The following is a 16,538-nucleotide window of genomic DNA, read 5'->3' as shown; positions in this document are numbered from 1 at the left end:
GGAGCGGAGCGCGGCGGTGCAGAACGGAGCGGAGCGCGGCGGTGCAGAACGGAGCGGAGCGCGGCGGTGCGGCCGGGCGGCTGCCGGCCGCACCGCGCTCTGCCGCCCGTACGCGGTGGGGGTGCGGTACGGGCTGGCTCGTCGCGCCGTCGCCGAGTGACCGGTTCCGGCGCGCGGGGCGGGGGAGAGCGGGGCGGGGAAGTCTCAGCCGCCCCGCGGACCGGGGAAGGCGTTCGGGCGGCTCTCCTCGCGGAGCGACGGGAGGCTCGCCGAGGGCTGCGGCGGCATCGAACGGGCCGCCGGCACCGCGGGGACGGCGCCCGGCAGCGAGGCGCGGGCGGAGCCGGGGTCCTGCGCGCGGTCCGTGTCGGCCGCGCCGGGCTGCTGCGTGGCCCGCCGCGTACCGTAACGCCGGTGCACCGCCTGCTTGGTGACCCCCAGCGCCGACCCCACCGCGTCCCACGAGAACCCGAGCGAGCGGTCGAAGTCCACCGCCGCGGTCACCAGTGTCTCGACGCTGTCCCTCAGCTCCTGCGCGAGGCGGACGGTCGGGGCGGGCGCCCTGCCGTAGACGACGAAGCCCGTGGAGGGGCCCGAGCGCCGCGGGCGGTAGACGTTGCCCAACTGGGCGGTGAGCGTGCGCAGCGCGTCCACCTGCCGCCTGACCCGCTCGATGTCCCGCACCAACAGGTGCAGACTTGCCCGGGCTTGTGCGTCGTGGGTTGCGTGGTCGGCCATGAACAAGCCTCTCGAACCGGCGTGGAAAAGGATCCGGGCCGCACCGGTGCGGCCCGTGTGGGTCAATCTCTCTTGACAACGCTCGATCGGGCGATGTGGTCACGCTGCGGGGGCGTATGCGCATATGCGCGGGGCGCACAGGCCGTCGTACGCCCCCCGAGGCGGGAGGACGGGGCTCCCCGCTCGCGCATCTACACTGGTACGCCGTTCACCGGCCCGCGAAGATCCGTACCGGTCCCGCGGCACCGGGCCGCCGCGCGGCGGCCCGGGCGGGAGCGTCTCCGGCCCTCCGGCCGGTACTCTCCCTCCGTTCGACCATCAGTCCGAGAGGTAGTCAGCCACCGATGAAGCTCGTCTTCGCCGGCACCCCCGAGGTCGCCGTACCCGCCCTGGACGCACTCATCGCCTCGGAACGGCACACCGTCGCCGCCGTCGTGACCAGGCCCGACGCACCCGCGGGACGCGGGCGCAGGCTGGTGGCCAGCCCGGTCGCCCAGCGCGCGGAGGAAGCGGGCATCGAGGTGCTCAAGCCCGCGAAGCCCCGGGACGAGGACTTCCTCGCCCGGCTGCGCGAGATCGGCCCCGACTGCTGCCCGGTCGTCGCGTACGGCGCCCTGCTGCCCAAGTCCGCCCTCGGCGTGCCCGTCCACGGCTGGGTGAACCTGCACTTCTCGCTGCTGCCCGCCTGGCGCGGCGCCGCGCCCGTGCAGCACGCCGTCATGGCCGGCGACGACATGACCGGCGCCGCCACCTTCCAGATCGAGGAAGGGCTCGACTCCGGCCCCGTGTACGGCGTGCTCACCGAGCACGTCCGGCCCACCGACACCAGCGGCGACCTGCTGACCCGGCTGGCGTTCGCCGGCGCCGGACTGCTCTCCGCGACCATGGACGGCATCGAGGACGGCTCCCTGGTCCCCGTGCCGCAGCCCGCCGACGGCATCTCCCTCGCCCCCAAGATCACCGTCGAGGACGCACAGGTCGACTGGGCCGCCCCCGCTCTCCGCGTCGACCGGGTCGTGCGCGCCTGCACCCCCGCGCCCGGCGCCTGGACACTCTTCCGCGGCGAACGGCTCAAGCTCGTCCAGGCCCGGCTCGCACCCGAGGTCGACACCCTGGCGCCCGGGGAACTCGCCGTCGGCAAGAACACCGTGCACGCCGGCACCGGCTCGGGCGCCGTCGAACTGCTCTGGGTCCAGCCGCAGGGCAAGAAGCCGATGCGCGCCGCCGACTGGGCGCGCGGGGTGCGGATCGCCCCGGACGAACGGCTCGGCACCGCCGACGTAGGCTGAGAGGGATCCACTCTTCTCACCGCGGAGCACCTTTGAACGAGCAGGCCACGCGCCGCCCCTCCAAGCCGTACCGCCGCCCCAAGAAGGACCCCGTACGGCTCCTCGCCTTCGAGGTGCTCAGGGCCGTCGACGAGCGGGACGCCTACGCCAACCTCGTGCTGCCCCCGCTGCTCAAGAAGGCCCGCGAGAACAGCGACTTCGAGGCGCGGGACGCGGCGCTCGCCACCGAGCTGGTGTACGGGACGCTGCGCCGCCAGGGCACGTACGACGCGATCATCTCGGCCTGCGTGGACCGGCCGCTGCGGGAGGTCGACCCGCCGGTGCTCGACGTGCTCGCGCTCGGCGCGCACCAGCTCCTCGGCACCCGGATCCCCACCCACGCCGCGGTCTCCGCCAGCGTGGACCTGGCCCGGGTGGTGCTCGGCGACGGGCGCGCCAAGTTCGTCAACGCCGTCCTGCGCAAGATCTCCAAGGACGACCTGGACGGCTGGCTGGAACGGGTCGCGCCGCCGTACGACGAGGACGCGGAGGACCACCTCGCGGTCGTCCACTCGCACCCGCGCTGGATCGTCTCGGCGCTCTGGGACGCCCTCGGCGGCGGGCGCGCCGGGATCGAGGACCTGCTCGAAGCCGACAACGAACGCCCCGAGGTGACCCTCGTGGCCCGGCCCGGACGCTCCACCACTGACGAGCTGACCGGCCTGTTCGGCGCGGACACGGTGCTGCCGGGACGCTGGTCCCCGTATGCCGTACGGCTCGCGGAGGGCGGCGAACCGGGCGCCGTCGACGCGGTACGGGACGGCCGCGCCGGGGTCCAGGACGAGGGCAGCCAGCTCGTCGCCCTGGCCGTGGCCAACGCGCCGCTGGAGGGCGCCGACACACGCTGGCTCGACGGCTGCGCGGGCCCCGGCGGCAAGGCGGCGCTGCTGGCCGCGCTCGCCGCCGGACGCGGCGCCGCGCTCCTCGCCGCGGAGAAGCAGCCGCACCGCGCCCGGCTCGTGGAACGCGCCCTCGCCGGGAACCCGGGCCCGTATCAGGTCATCGCCGCCGACGGCACCCGCCCGCCCTGGCGCCCGGGCTCCTTCGACCGCGTCCTGGTCGATGTCCCCTGCTCGGGGCTGGGCGCGCTGCGCCGCAGGCCGGAGGCGCGCTGGCGGCGCCGCCCGGCCGACCTGGACGGGTTCGCGCCGCTCCAGCGCGGGCTGCTGCGCGAGGCGTTCCAGGCCGTACGGGTCGGCGGCATCGTCGGGTACGCGACGTGCTCCCCGCATCTCGCCGAGACCCGGGTCGTCGTCGAGGACGTCCTCAGAGGCCGGGGCGGCCCGCCGGTCGAGGCCGAGTGGGTCGACGCCAGGCCCCTGATGCCCGGGGTCCCGGCGCTGGGCGACGGCCCCGACGTACAGCTCTGGCCGCATCTGCACGGCACGGACGCCATGTACCTGGCACTGCTGCGCCGTACGGCCTGATCGCGCGGCGTACGGCCTGAGCGTCGCGTACGGCCTCTGCGTCGTGTACGGCCTGTGCGTCGTGTACGGCCTGTGCGCCGCGTACGGCCTCTCCGTCGCGTACGGCTTGAGCGCCGTGTACGGCCGGTACGTCGTGTACGGCCTGAGCCGCCGTCGGTCCGTGCGCGGCGGCTCAGGCCGCCGGTCAGGCGCCCACGTACTCCGCGAGGTGCTCGCCGGTGAGGGTGGATCGGTCGGCGACGAGATCGGCCGGCGTGCCCTCGAAGACGATCCGGCCGCCGTCGTGGCCCGCGCCCGGGCCCAGGTCGATGATCCAGTCGGCGTGCGCCATGACCGCCTGGTGGTGCTCCACGACGATGACCGACTTGCCGGAGTCGACGAGCCGGTCGAGCAGGCCGAGCAACTGCTCGACATCGGCGAGGTGGAGGCCGGTGGTCGGCTCGTCGAGGACGTAGACCTGCCGGTCGGCGCCCTTCTCGGCCAGGCGGGTGGCGAGCTTGAGCCGCTGCCGCTCGCCGCCGGAGAGCGTGGTGAGCGGCTGGCCGAGGGTGAGGTAGCCGAGCCCGACGTCGGAGAGCCGGCCGAGGATCGTGTGCGCGGCGGGCGTCCGCGCCTCGCCGGAGCCGAAGAACCTCTCGGCCTCGGCCACCGACATCGCGAGCACCTCGCTGATGTCGCGGCCGCCGAGGTGGTGGTCGAGCACGGCCGGCTGGTACCGCTTCCCCTCGCACTCCTCGCAGGTGGTGGCGACGCCGGCCATCATCGCCAGGTCGGTGTAGACGACACCGGCGCCGTTGCAGTTGAGGCAGGCGCCCTCGGAGTTGGCGCTGAACAGCGCCGGCTTCACGCCGTTGGCCTTCGCGAAGGCCTTGCGGATCGGTTCGAGCAGTCCGGTGTACGTCGCCGGATTGCTCCGCCGCGAGCCGCGGATGGGGCTCTGGTCGACCGACACCACACCGGGGCCGGCCGTTGCCGGGCCGTCGACCAGCGACCCGTGCACGAGCGAGCTCTTGCCCGAGCCCGCGACCCCGGTGACCACGACCAGCACCCCGAGCGGGATGTCGACATCGACGTCACGCAGGTTGTGCGCGGACGCGCCGCGGATCTCCAGCGCCCCGGTGGGCGTCCGTACCTTCTCCTTGAGGGCGGCCCGGTCGTCGAAGTGGCGGCCGGTGAGGCTGCCGCCGGCCCGCAGCCCCTCGACGGTGCCCTCGAACTGGACGGTGCCGCCCGCCGTACCCGCGCCGGGGCCGAGGTCCACGACATGGTCGGCGATCGCGATCATCTCCGGCTTGTGCTCCACGACGAGCACCGTGTTGCCCTTGTCCCGCAGCCGCAGCAGCAGGCCGTTCATCCGGCCGATGTCGTGCGGGTGCAGGCCGATGGTCGGCTCGTCGAAGACATAGGTGACATCGGTGAGCGAGGAGCCGAGGTGACGGATCATCTTCACGCGCTGCGCCTCGCCGCCGGACAGCGTGCCCGCGGGCCGGTCGAGCGAGAGGTAGCCGAGGCCGATCTCCACGAACGAGTCGAGGGCCGCCCGCAGCGCGCCGACGAGCGGTGCCACCGACGGCTCGTCGATGCCGCGCACCCAGTCGGCCAGGTCGCTGATCTGCATCGCGCAGGCGTCGGCGATGCTGATCCCGTTGATCTTCGAGGACCTGGCCCCCTCGTTGAGCCGGGTGCCGTCGCACTCGGGGCAGGCGGTGAAGGTGACCGCCCGGTCCACGAACGCCCGGATGTGCGGCTGCATGCCCTCCCGGTCCTTGGCGAGCATCGACTTCTGGATCCGGGGGATCAGCCCCTCGTACGTCATGTTGATCCCCGCGATCTTCATCCTGGTCGGCTCGCGGTGGAGGAAGTCGTGCAGCTCCGTCCCGGTGTACTCGCGGATCGGCTTGTCCGGGTCGAAGAAGCCGGAGTCGGTGTAGAGCCGGTAGTTCCAGCCGCCCGGCTTGTAGCCGGGGACGGTCAGCGCGCCGTCGGCGAGCGACTGGGAGTCGTCGTAGAGCTGGGTCAGGTCGAGATCGGAGACGGTGCCCCGGCCCTCGCAGCGCGGACACATGCCGCCGGTGATGCTGAAGCTGCGGCGCTCCTTCACGGTCTGCCCGCCGCGCTCCACGGTGACGGCGCCCGCCCCGCTGATCGAGGCGACGTTGAAGGAGAACGCCTTGGGCGAGCCGAGATGCGGCTGCCCGAGCCGGCTGAAGAGGATGCGCAGCATCGCGTTGGCGTCGGTCGCGGTGCCGACGGTGGAGCGCGGGTCGGCGCCCATCCGCTGCTGGTCGACGAGGATCGCCGTCGTCAGCCCTTCGAGCACGTCGACCTCGGGCCGCGCCAGCGTCGGCATGAAGCCCTGGACGAAGGCGCTGTACGTCTCGTTGATCAGCCGCTGCGACTCCGCGGCGATGGTGCCGAACACCAGGGAGCTCTTGCCCGAGCCGGAGACACCGGTGAACACCGTCAGCCGGCGCTTCGGGATCTCGACGCTGACGTCCTTGAGGTTGTTCACGCGCGCGCCGTGCACCCGGATCAGATCGTGGCTGTCGGCGCTGTGGACGCCGTCCGGCACGGACGGCTGCGGGCCCGTGCTCGTGGCTATGCTCATCGTGGTGTCTCCATGGTTCAGGCGGAGTCGTCCGGGCGATCTCCGTCGGCGTCGACTGGCTCGATCTAACCAGCTTCGGGCAGTACGTCTGGATTTTTTCCTCGGGTGCGGTCGTTCCGGACCGTCGGGCGCCGACGCCGCGGCGCAGCGGCGCCGGACCGGGTCCCCGTCCGCGCACGCCACGCTACGGGCGGGGCGGCGGGCGGCGCTTCTCGATTCCTGCCCGGTTCCGACCGGACGTCCTGCCCGGTTCCGGCCGGAGGTTCCGCCCGGTTCCGACCGGAAGCCCGGAGCCGCGGGAGTCAAGCCGATCTCTCCGTAAACCCCGATCTGTCCACAGAATCGCGAGGATTGCGCGGACTGTGCCCATTCCCGTACGGGATTGGTCGGTACCCGGGTTCCCGGGGCGGTCGGGAAGTGCTCCGGAGCATGGCAGGCTTGGCACATGGCCCAGATCAACCCCAGCATCCTGTCCGCCGACTTCGCCCGCCTCGCCGAGGAGGCGAAGGCGGTCGACGGCGCGGACTGGCTCCATGTCGATGTCATGGACAACCACTTCGTGCCCAACCTGACCCTGGGCGTGCCCGTGGTCGAGGCGCTCGCCCGGGCGACGGACACGCCGCTGGACTGCCATCTCATGATCGAGGAGCCCGACCGCTGGGCCCCGCAGTACGTCGAGGCCGGCGCGGGCTCCGTGACCTTCCACGTGGAGGCCGCCGCCGCCCCCGTACGGCTGGCGCGGGAGATCAGGGCCAAGGGCGCCAAGGCGTCGATGGCGCTGAAGCCCGCGACCCCGGTCGAGCCGTACGAGGACCTGCTCCCCGAGCTCGACATGCTGCTGATCATGACGGTGGAGCCGGGCTTCGGCGGGCAGGCGTTCCTGGACATCATGCTGCCGAAGATCCGCCGCACCCGGGAGCTGATCTCCAAGCACGGACTCGAACTGTGGCTCCAGGTCGACGGCGGGGTCTCCGCGACCACCATCGAGCGGTGCGCGGAGGCCGGGGCCGATGTCTTCGTCGCCGGATCCGCGGTGTACGGCACGGACGATCCGGCGGCGGCGGTACGGATGCTGCGCAACCAGGCGACCGAGGCGACCGCCGCGGCCTCCTGGGCCTGCGGCCACTGATCCTCGGCCGGGGAACCCGGGCGCGCGCACCGCGAACCCGGGCACCGCGAACCCGCGGAAAACGGGGCGCGCGGCGCGGCTCCCCGGTGGACGACCAGTGAGCCACAGGAACATGAACGGGGCCTTCCGAGGCCGATCAAGGACCGCTGGATCTGACAGGATGAACAGCGAGTCCAGAGTGTGAACAAAGGTGAGGAGATCGCGGTGTCTGGTATGTCGGCGGGTCGGCCAGCCCTGCGGATGGGACCCGCGGAACTGGTGCAGGCGGCGGCCATGGCCCGCCGCTTCTACCTGGAGGGCAAGTCCAAGATTCAGATCGCCGAGGAGTTCGGCGTCAGCCGCTTCAAGGTGGCCCGGGTCCTGGAGACCGCGCTGGAGCGCGACCTCGTACGGATCGAGATCCGCGTCCCCGCCGAGCTGGACGCCGAGCGCTCCGACGCGCTGCGCGCCCGCTACGGCCTGCGGCACGCGGTCGTCGTCGAGTCCCCCGCGGAGGGCGAGGACGAGTCGCCCGACCCCGAGAACCTCGGTGAGGTCGCCGCCGATCTCCTCGGCGAACTGGTGGTCGAGGGCGATGTCCTCGGCCTCGCGTGGGGCCGCTCCACCATCCACATGGCCGCCGCGCTCGACCGGCTGCCGCCCTGCACGGTCGTCCAGCTGACCGGCGTGTACGACGCGGGCACCGCCGAGCGCGGCTCCGTCGAGGCCGTCCGGCGCGCCGCCCAGGTCTCCGGCGGCGAGGCGCACCCCATCTACGCCCCGATGCTGCTGCCCGACCCGGCGACCGCCGCCGCGCTGCGCAGCCAGACCGGGATCGCGCGCGCCTTCGAGTACTTCGACAAGGTCACCGTCGCGGCCGTCTCCATCGGCTCCTGGGAGCCCGGGATCTCCACGGTCCACGACATGATCACCGAGGAGGAGCGCACCCATTACGCCTCGCTCGGCGTCGCCGCGGAGATGTCCGCGCACCTCTTCGACGCGGAGGGCCGCCGGGTCGGCCGCGACCTGGGCGAGCGCTGCATCACCGTCGAGGCGGACCGGCTGCGCCGTATCCCGGAGGTCGTGGCGATCGCGGGCGGGCTGCGCAAGGCCGAGGCGATCGGGGCCGTACTCCGCTCCGGGCTGGTCACCAGCCTGGTCACGGACACCGCCGCGGCCGACTTCCTGCTGACGGAGTTCACCCCCGCCCCGCACCCCGCGCTGGAGCGGGCGGACCCGGACGACGACTGAGGCACCGACGGGGGATTCGACGGGGGATTTCGGAGGAAGCTTCGAAGATCACCACCGGCTCCCTGGCGGAACGTACAGAGCCGGTCGAGAGGTTCGCCAGAACGCCGGCGGATCGGTGATGATGGCGTAGGAGCCGCAGCCGGGGCCCACCGGGCCCGTCGCTGACTCCCCACCCGCCCCTCAAGCGAAACAGCAGGTGAGAGAGTCAGTATGCGTTTCCTCAACGACGTCACGCCTTCGTACGACCTGACGTACGACGATGTCTTCATGGTGCCGAGCCGCTCCGCCGTCGGCTCCCGCCAGGCCGTGGACCTCTCCTCGCCGGACGGCACGGGCACCACCGTCCCGCTCGTCGTCGCGAACATGACCGCGATCGCGGGCCGCCGGATGGCCGAGACCGTCGCCCGGCGCGGCGGACTGGTCGTGATCCCGCAGGACATCCCGATCGAGGTCGTCACCGACGTCATCTCCTGGGTCAAGACGCGCCATCTCGTGCTCGACACGCCGATCGTGCTGACCCCGTTCCAGACCGTCGGCGACGCGCTCTCCCTGCTGCCCAAGCGGGCCCACGGCGCGGGCGTCGTGGTGGACGGCGACCGCAAGCCCGTCGGCATCGTCACGGACCACGACCTGACCGGTGTGGACCGCTTCACCCAGCTCTCCGAGGTGATGTCGAAGGACCTCGTGCTGATCTCCGCGGACCTCGACCCGGGCGAGGCGTTCCACACCCTCGACAACGCCAACCGCAAGCTCGCCCCGGCCGTCGACGCCGAGGGCCGGCTCGTCGGTGTCCTCACCCGCAAGGGCGCGCTGCGCGCGACCCTCTACACGCCCGCCACCGACGCCGAGGGCAAGCTGCGGATCGCCGCTGCCGTCGGTGTCAACGGCGATGTCGCGGGCAAGGCGGCGCAGCTGCTCGACGCGGGCGTCGACACCCTGGTCGTCGACACGGCCCACGGCCACCAGGAGTCGATGATCAGCGCCGTCAAGGCGGTCCGCGCGCTCGACCCGAAGGTCCCGGTCGTCGCGGGCAACGTGGTCGCCGCGCAGGGCGTACGCGATCTGATCGAGGCCGGCGCGGACATCGTCAAGGTCGGGGTCGGCCCCGGCGCCATGTGCACCACCCGCATGATGACCGGCGTGGGACGCCCGCAGTTCTCGGCGGTGCTGGAGTGCGCCGCCGAGGCGCGCAGGGCAGGGAAGCACGTCTGGGCCGACGGCGGGGTCAGGCACCCGCGCGATGTCGCCATGGCGCTGGCCGCCGGCGCGTCGAACGTGATGATCGGCTCCTGGTTCGCCGGTACGTACGAGTCGCCCGGCGACCTCCAGCAGTCCGCCGACGGGCGGCTCTACAAGGAGTCCTTCGGCATGGCCTCCGCCCGCGCCGTACGCAACCGTACGAGCGAGGAGTCGGCGTACGACCGGGCGCGCAAGGCGCTCTTCGAGGAGGGCATCTCCACCTCGCGGATGTTCCTGGACCCCGCGCGGCCGGGCGTCGAGGACCTGATCGACTCGATCGTCGCGGGCCTCCGCTCCTCGTGCACCTACGCGGGCGCGAACTCCCTCGCGGAGTTCGCCGAGAAGGCGATCGTCGGCGTCCAGAGCGCCGCCGGATACGCCGAGGGCAAGCCGCTGCACAACAGCTGGAGCTGACCGGGCGGGCGGGACGGCCCTCCCGTACCGTTCGGGTACGGGAGGGCACGGAGCCACGCATGGAGCCCCGCACGGAGCCCCCGCACAGAGAAATGAACCACCAGCAGTGCGACTGAACGAACTTGACGAACGCATCGTCCACGCCCTCGCCGAGGACGCCCGCCGCTCCTACGCCGACATCGGCTCCCTCGTCGGTCTCTCCGCGCCCGCCGTGAAGCGGCGCGTCGACCGGCTGCGCGCCACGGGCGCGATCACCGGTTTCACCGTACGGGTCGACCCCGCCGCCCTCGGCTGGGAGACCGAGGGCTTCATCGAGATCTACTGCCGCCGCAACACCTCGCCCGACGCCATCCGGCGGGGCCTGGAGCGGCTGCCCGAGGTCGTGGCGGCCTCCACCGTGACCGGCGAGGCGGACGCCGTCGTCCAGGTCTTCGCCGCCGACATGCGCCACTTCGAGCAGGTCCTGGAGCGGATCGCGGGCGAGCCGTACGTGGAGCGCACGAAGTCGGTGCTCGTCCTGTCCCCGCTGCTGCGCCGGCACTCCGCCGGACCGCCATAACCGCCGGCTCCTCGCGGTGCCGGTTCCGCGCGCCCCGTGGACAACGAATCGCCGCCGGGGCCGCCGAACACGCAACGGATCGATGGTTCGCGCGCAATGGACGCGTCTTGTCGCGCCCGGCGGACGGACCGTACCGTCGAGCTGTCCCGGCGGACTCCCGCCGGACCCCTTCGCACCCCGCCCGAGGTCAGCCATGCCCCCGCTCCGTACCGCCCTGCTCCAGAGCTCGGGACGGCCCGGTTCCGTCGACGGCAGTCTGCGCGTGCTCGACGAGGCCGCGGGACGGGCCGCGGCGGCCGGGGCCGGGCTGCTCGTCTGCCCCGAGATGTTCCTCACCGGCTACGCCATCGGCGACGCCGTCCCCCGGCTCGCCGAGACCGCCGAGGGCCCCGGCAGCGCGGCGGTCGCGGAGATCGCCGGGCGCCACGGGCTCGCGGTGCTCTACGGCTACCCCGAGCGGGACCCCGCACCGGGGAGCGGCGCGGTCTACAACTCCGCGCAGCTGATCGGCCCCGACGGCACCCGCCTCGCCAACTACCGCAAGACCCACCTCTTCGGCTCCTTCGAGCGCACCTGGTTCACCCCGGGGGAGCGCCCCGTCGTCCAGGCCGAACTGGCCGGACTGCGGCTCGGGATCATGATCTGTTACGACGTGGAGTTCCCGGAGAACGTCCGCGCCCACGCCCTCGCCGGCACCGATCTGCTGCTGGTGCCCACGGCCCAGATGCACCCGTTCCAGTTCGTCGCGGAATCGATGGTGCCGGTCCGGGCCTTCGAGAACCAGATGTACGTGGCGTACGTGAACCGGACCGGCGAGGAGGGCGCGGCCGGTGAGCGGGACACGTTCGAGTTCGTCGGGCTGAGCTGTCTGGCCGCCCCCGACGGAGCGGTCCGCGCCCGCGCCGGACGCGGCGAGGAACTGCTCCTCGGCGAGGTCGACGGCGCACTCCTGGCCGCCTCCCGCGCGGCCAACCCGTATCTGGACGACCGCCGCCCCGGCCTCTACCCATCGCTGGGCTGACTCCCCGCGCCCGCTCCCGTTCCCCTCCCCGAATCCGCCGAATCGTTCCGCCCCTGTTCCGCGTGCCCTGTCCCGCACGCCCGGTCCCGTATGCCGCGAGGAGTCCGTACCCCATGACGTCCACGGTGCCCACCGCCGTCCAGCACACCGACGCGCAGCCGCCGGTCACCATGGCCGGTCCCGACTTCCCCTACGCGTACGACGACTTCCTCGCCCACCCCGCCGGGCTCGGCCAGATCCCCGCGGCCGAGCACGGCACGGAGGTCGCCGTCATCGGCGGCGGGCTCTCCGGCATCGTCACCGCGTACGAGCTGATGAAGATGGGGCTGAAGCCCGTCGTGTACGAGGCCGACCGGATCGGCGGGCGGCTGCGTACCGTCGGCTTCGACGGCTGCGACCCCGGGCTGACCGCCGAGATGGGCGCGATGCGCTTCCCGCCGTCCTCCACCGCGCTGCGCCACTACATCGACCTGGTGGGCCTGGAGACCCGGCCCTTCCCCAACCCGCTGGCCCCCGGCACCCCCTCCACCGTGGTCGACCTCAAGGGCACCTCCCACTACGCGCGGACCGTCGACGAACTGCCGCCCGTCTTCCACGAGGTGATGGACGCCTGGAACACCGCGCTGGAGGAGGGCGCCGACTTCTCCGCCATGAACCGGGCGCTGCGCGAGCGCGACGTGCCCAGGATCCGGGAGATCTGGGCGAAGCTGGTCGAGAGGCTCGACAACCAGACCTTCTACGGCTTCCTCTGCGACTCCCCGGCCTTCGCGTCCTTCCGGCACCGGGAGATCTTCGGCCAGGTCGGCTTCGGCACCGGGGGCTGGGACACCGACTTCCCGAACTCCATCCTGGAGATCCTGCGGGTCGTCTACACCGAGGCCGACGACCACCACCGCTCGATCGTCGGCGGCAGCCAGCAGCTTCCGCTGCGGCTCTGGGAGCGCGCGCCCGGCAAGCTCACGCACTGGCCGGCCGGTACCTCGCTCGCCTCGCTGCACGACGGCGCGCCGCGCCCCGCGGTGACCCGGCTGCACCGTACGGCGGGCAACCGGATCACGGTCACGGACGCCTCGGGCCGGATCCGCACGTACCGCGCCGCGGTCTTCACCGCCCAGTCCTGGCTGCTGCTCTCCAAGATCGCCTGCGACGAGTCGCTCTTCCCGATCGACCACTGGACGGCGATGGAGCGCACCCACTACATGGAGTCCTCCAAGCTGTTCGTGCCGGTCGACCGGCCGTTCTGGCTGGACGAGGCCGTGGACGACCGGGGGGAGCCGACCGGGCGCGACACGATGTCGATGACACTCACCGACCGGATGACCCGGGGCACCTATCTGCTGGACGACGGGCCCGACCGGCCCGCGGTCATCTGCCTCTCGTACACCTGGTGCGACGACAGCCTCAAGTGGCTGCCCCTGTCGCCGGAGGAGCGGATGGAGGTGATGCTGACCTCGCTCGGCGAGATCTATCCGAAGGTCGACATCAGGAAGCACCTCATCGGCGGGCCGGTGACCGTGTCCTGGGAGAACGAGCCCTGGTTCATGGGCGCGTTCAAGGCCAATCTGCCCGGTCACTACCGCTATCAGCGGCGGCTGTTCACCCACTTCATGCAGGACCGGCTGCCCGCGGACCGGCGGGGGATCTTCCTGGCAGGGGACGACATCTCGTGGACGGCGGGCTGGGCCGAGGGCGCCGTGCAGACCGCGCTCAACGCGGTGTGGGGGGTGATGCGCCACTTCGGCGGCGCCACCGACCCGGTCAACCCCGGGCCCGGCGACGTGTTCGACGAACTCGCGCCCGTGGAACTCCCGGAGGGCTGAGCCCGAGGGAGAGTTCCCCCGGTTCCCGTCGTACGACAGGTGTCCACCGGCGGCCCGCGCCGGGGCGGAGGCCCGGCTGCGCAGCGGGGCCGAGCGCGGCCGGGCCCCGGCGACCGAAGCGGGCGTACATCGGCGCGGTGTGCCCCGGTCGGGGCCGTGAACCCCGCTGATCCGGGCCCGTGCGCCCCGCCCACCGGCATAGGCTCGCGCTCGCCCGGCCCGGCGCTCGCCCGGCCGGGCACCGTGCGAAGGGGGGAGTCCAGGTGGCGGGAACAGGGGCGCGGCGCTCCACGGCTCAGCTCGAACGGGCCGAACGGCGCCGGGCCGGGCGCCACTACGCCATGGCCGTCGCGGCCTCGGCGGTGGTCGTCGTCTCCACCGTCACCGGTGTGCTGAGCGCCGCCGCGGGACCGGACGGGCGGGACACGGCCGGGCCCGCGCCCACCGCGTCGCCGGTGCTCGCGCCGCTGCCCGGGGTACCCAGCCGGGTCGCCGTCGCCCCGCCGGTGTCCTCGCCGCCGCCGTCGAGCACCCCGCCGGCGGCGCCGAGCCCGTCCGGTACGGACGTGGCGCGCACCCCGTCGGCCGCCGCGCCGGAGAGCGGGCGCCGCTCCCCGGAGGGCACCGGGCCCGTGGACGCCGCGCTCTACCGGCATCCCGCGTCCCAGGTGCTCGACTGGGTCGCCGCGCACCGCGACGACCCCCGGCGCCCGCTGATCGAGTCGCGGATCGCGGACCGGCCCGCCGCGGTCTGGTTCGCCGCCTACAACCCGGGCGCCGTCACGAGGGAGGTGCGCGCGGTGACGGCCGGGGCCGCCGCGGCCGGCCGGGTGCCCGTCCTCGTGCCGTACGCGATCCCCGACCGGGACTGCGGGGGCGCCTCGCAGGGCGGGGCGCCCGACCTCGCGGCGTACGACGGCTGGATCGCCGAGTTCGCGGCGGGGCTCGGCGCGGGACCGTCGATCGTCGTCCTCGAACCCGACTCGGTCGCCCTCTCCGACTGCCTGGACGCGGCGGCGCGCGCGGAGCGGTACGCCTCGCTGGCCCGCGCGGCCCGGACGATCCACGCGGCCGCCCCGAAGGCGCGGGTCTACTTCGACGCGGGCCACTCCGGCTGGCACCCGGCGGAGCGGCAGGCCTCGCTGCTGCGGGCCGCCGGGGCCGCGAGCAGCGGCGACGGCATCTTCACCAACGTCTCCAACTTCCACCGCACCGCCGACGAGGCGGCGTACGCCCGGCGGGTGCTGGCCGCGCTCGGCGGCCCGGCCCGGCTCGGCGCGGTGATCGACACCAGCCGGAACGGCAACGGGGCGCCGGCCGCCGGGCAGTGGTGCGATCCGGCGGGCCGGGCGCTGGGCCGGGCGCCGACGACCGACACGGGCGAGGCGCGGATCGACGCCTACCTGTGGGTGAAGCTGCCGGGGGAGTCGGACGGCTGCAAGGGGGCGGCGGGTTCGTTCACGCCGGACTACGCCTACGAGCTGGCGACCGGCTGAGCGGGCTCGTCGGGTCCGTCGGCTCCCTCGGGTCCGCCGGGTCCGTCGGCTCCCTCGGAACCGCCGGGTCCGCCGGGTCCGTTGGTTCCTTCGGTTCCTTTGAGATGCGCCGGGGCGAAGGCGCGCAGCGCGTGGTAGCCGGTGATCACCACGATCGTGCCGAGGGCGATCCCGCCGATCTCGAAGTTGTCGGTGATCTTCAGGCTCACCCCGCCGACCCCGATGATGATGCCCGCGGCCGTCGGCACCAGGTTGAGCGGATTGCGCAGGTCCACCCCGGCGTTGGTCCAGATCTGCGCGCCGAGCAGGCCGATCATGCCGTACAGGATGACGGTGATGCCGCCGAGCACCCCGCCCGGGATCGCGGCCACGATCGCGCCGAACTTGGGGCAGAGGCCGAAGAGCAGGGCGAAACCGGCGGCGGCCCAGTACGCCGCGGTGGAGTAGACGCGGGTGGCGGCCATGACGCCGATGTTCTCGGAGTACGTGGTGTTGGGCGGGCCGCCGACGGCGGTGGAGAGCATCGAGGCCGCGCCGTCCGCCGCGATCGCCGTGCCCAGCTCGTCGTCGAGCGGGTCGCCGGTCATCTCGCCGACGGCCTTCACATGGCCCGCGTTCTCCGCGATCAGCGCGATCACGACCGGCAGCGCGAGCAGGATCGCCGACCACTCGAAGCTCGGCCCGTGGAAGTCCGGCAGCCCGACCCAGGGGGCCTTGCCGACGCCCGACAGATCCAGCCGCCAGTGGTCGACGGCCTCGGCGCCGCCCGCCGGGGAGTGGATCCGGCCCAGGACCCGGTCGAAGATCCAGGAGATCGCGTATCCGAAGACCAGCCCGAGGAAGATCGCGATCCGGGACCAGAAGCCGCGCAGACAGACCACGGCGAGGCCGGTGAACACCATCACCAGCAGCGCCGTCCACTGGTCCTGCGGCCAGTACGTGGCGGCCGTCACCGGCGCCAGGTTGAAGCCGATCAGCATCACGACCGCGCCCGTCACCACGGGCGGCATCGCGGTGTGGATGATCCGGGCGCCGAAGTGCCGTACCGCGAGCCCGGCCAGCAGGAGCACGCCGCCCACGACCAGGATCGCGCCGGTGACGGTGGAGCTGTCGCCGCCCGAGGCCCGGATCGCCGCGGCCACGCCGACGAACGAGAGCGAACACCCCAGATAGCTCGGCACCCGGCCGCGGGTCGCCAGCAGGAAGATCACCGTCGCGATGCCGGACATCATGATCGCGAGGTTGGGGTCCAGGCCCATCAGGACCGGGGCCACGAACGAGGCGCCGAACATCGCCACCACGTGCTGGGCGCCGAGTCCCGCCGTACGGGGCCACGACAGCCGCTCGTCGGGGCGGACGACGGCGCCCGGTGCGGGCGTGCGCCCGTCTCCGTGCAGGGTCCAGCGCACGCCGAGCTTCATGGGTGGTGCTCCACTTCTGGGTCGCGTCCGGCACAAGGCCGGCGCCGCCACGGCCCGGACCGGGCTCGGAGGCTGTCGGGTGACCTCCGGCCGCGCCCGGTCGGAGGT

Annotated in this window: 12 protein-coding genes; 9 read left to right on the top strand and 3 right to left on the bottom strand. The window is 73.2% G+C overall.

The window, feature by feature from the left end; genetic code table 11:
• Nucleotides 1-204 precede the first annotated feature (204 nt).
• On the bottom strand, nt 205-738 hold the full coding sequence (locus AB0P17_RS30530; RefSeq protein ID WP_365815806.1) for a hypothetical protein: 534 nt from the start codon (nt 736-738) through the stop codon (nt 205-207).
• 344 nt (nt 739-1,082) lie between these two features.
• On the opposite strand from AB0P17_RS30530, the gene fmt reads away from it, so the two are divergent.
• On the top strand, nt 1,083-2,027 hold the full coding sequence (gene fmt / locus AB0P17_RS30525) for a methionyl-tRNA formyltransferase (RefSeq protein ID WP_365815804.1): 945 nt from the start codon (nt 1,083-1,085) through the stop codon (nt 2,025-2,027).
• Nucleotides 2,028-2,059: 32 nt separating this feature from the next.
• Nucleotides 2,060-3,493, top strand: coding sequence for a transcription antitermination factor NusB (locus tag AB0P17_RS30520; RefSeq protein ID WP_365815802.1), 1,434 nt, complete (start codon nt 2,060-2,062; stop codon nt 3,491-3,493).
• Nucleotides 3,494-3,677: 184 nt separating this feature from the next.
• On the opposite strand, the gene AB0P17_RS30515 is transcribed toward AB0P17_RS30520, so the two are convergent.
• Entirely contained in the window at nt 3,678-6,101 is a 2,424-nt protein-coding gene (locus AB0P17_RS30515) for an excinuclease ABC subunit UvrA (protein WP_365815800.1), read from the bottom strand.
• A gap of 445 nt (nt 6,102-6,546) precedes the next feature.
• Between AB0P17_RS30515 and rpe the strand changes: the two genes are divergently transcribed.
• From rpe to AB0P17_RS30480, 7 genes are all read left to right on the top strand, one after another.
• The gene (gene rpe / locus AB0P17_RS30510; RefSeq protein WP_365815798.1) at nt 6,547-7,230 is read left to right on the top strand and encodes a ribulose-phosphate 3-epimerase; all 684 of its coding nucleotides are present in this window, start codon (nt 6,547-6,549) and stop codon (nt 7,228-7,230) included.
• Nucleotides 7,231-7,410: 180 nt separating this feature from the next.
• Nucleotides 7,411-8,460 (top strand): sugar-binding domain-containing protein, encoded by a 1,050-nt coding sequence (locus tag AB0P17_RS30505; RefSeq protein ID WP_365815796.1) that lies wholly within the window; start codon nt 7,411-7,413, stop codon nt 8,458-8,460.
• A gap of 210 nt (nt 8,461-8,670) precedes the next feature.
• Complete coding sequence (locus AB0P17_RS30500) at nt 8,671-10,113, top strand: GuaB1 family IMP dehydrogenase-related protein (RefSeq protein ID WP_365815794.1); 1,443 nt, start codon at nt 8,671-8,673, stop codon at nt 10,111-10,113.
• 106 nt (nt 10,114-10,219) lie between these two features.
• The gene (locus AB0P17_RS30495; RefSeq protein ID WP_365815792.1) at nt 10,220-10,672 is read left to right on the top strand and encodes an Lrp/AsnC family transcriptional regulator; all 453 of its coding nucleotides are present in this window, start codon (nt 10,220-10,222) and stop codon (nt 10,670-10,672) included.
• 193 nt (nt 10,673-10,865) lie between these two features.
• Nucleotides 10,866-11,693 carry a carbon-nitrogen hydrolase family protein gene (locus AB0P17_RS30490; RefSeq protein ID WP_365815790.1) on the top strand — a complete coding sequence of 276 codons (828 nt, stop codon included), beginning with the start codon at nt 10,866-10,868 and terminating at the stop codon, nt 11,691-11,693.
• Nucleotides 11,694-11,806: 113 nt separating this feature from the next.
• Nucleotides 11,807-13,513, top strand: a complete 1,707-nt coding sequence (locus AB0P17_RS30485) for an NAD(P)/FAD-dependent oxidoreductase (RefSeq protein ID WP_365815788.1) — start codon at nt 11,807-11,809, stop codon at nt 13,511-13,513.
• Nucleotides 13,514-13,854: 341 nt separating this feature from the next.
• Nucleotides 13,855-15,009 (top strand): glycoside hydrolase family 6 protein, encoded by a 1,155-nt coding sequence (locus AB0P17_RS30480; protein ID WP_365815812.1) that lies wholly within the window; start codon nt 13,855-13,857, stop codon nt 15,007-15,009.
• Here AB0P17_RS30480 and AB0P17_RS30475 read toward each other — a convergent pair.
• Nucleotides 14,988-16,430, bottom strand: a complete 1,443-nt coding sequence (locus tag AB0P17_RS30475) for a solute carrier family 23 protein (protein WP_365815786.1) — start codon at nt 16,428-16,430, stop codon at nt 14,988-14,990. The two genes, AB0P17_RS30480 and AB0P17_RS30475, sit on opposite strands and share 22 nt — an antisense overlap.
• Between the last annotated feature and the right edge of the window lie 108 nt (nt 16,431-16,538).

The organism is Streptomyces sp. NPDC088124 (genome assembly GCF_040685895.1).
Classification (GTDB): Bacteria; Actinomycetota; Actinomycetes; order Streptomycetales; family Streptomycetaceae; genus Streptomyces.
Note: the sequence above shows the minus strand (reverse complement) of the source record. Positions and strands in the feature narration are given on the sequence as shown.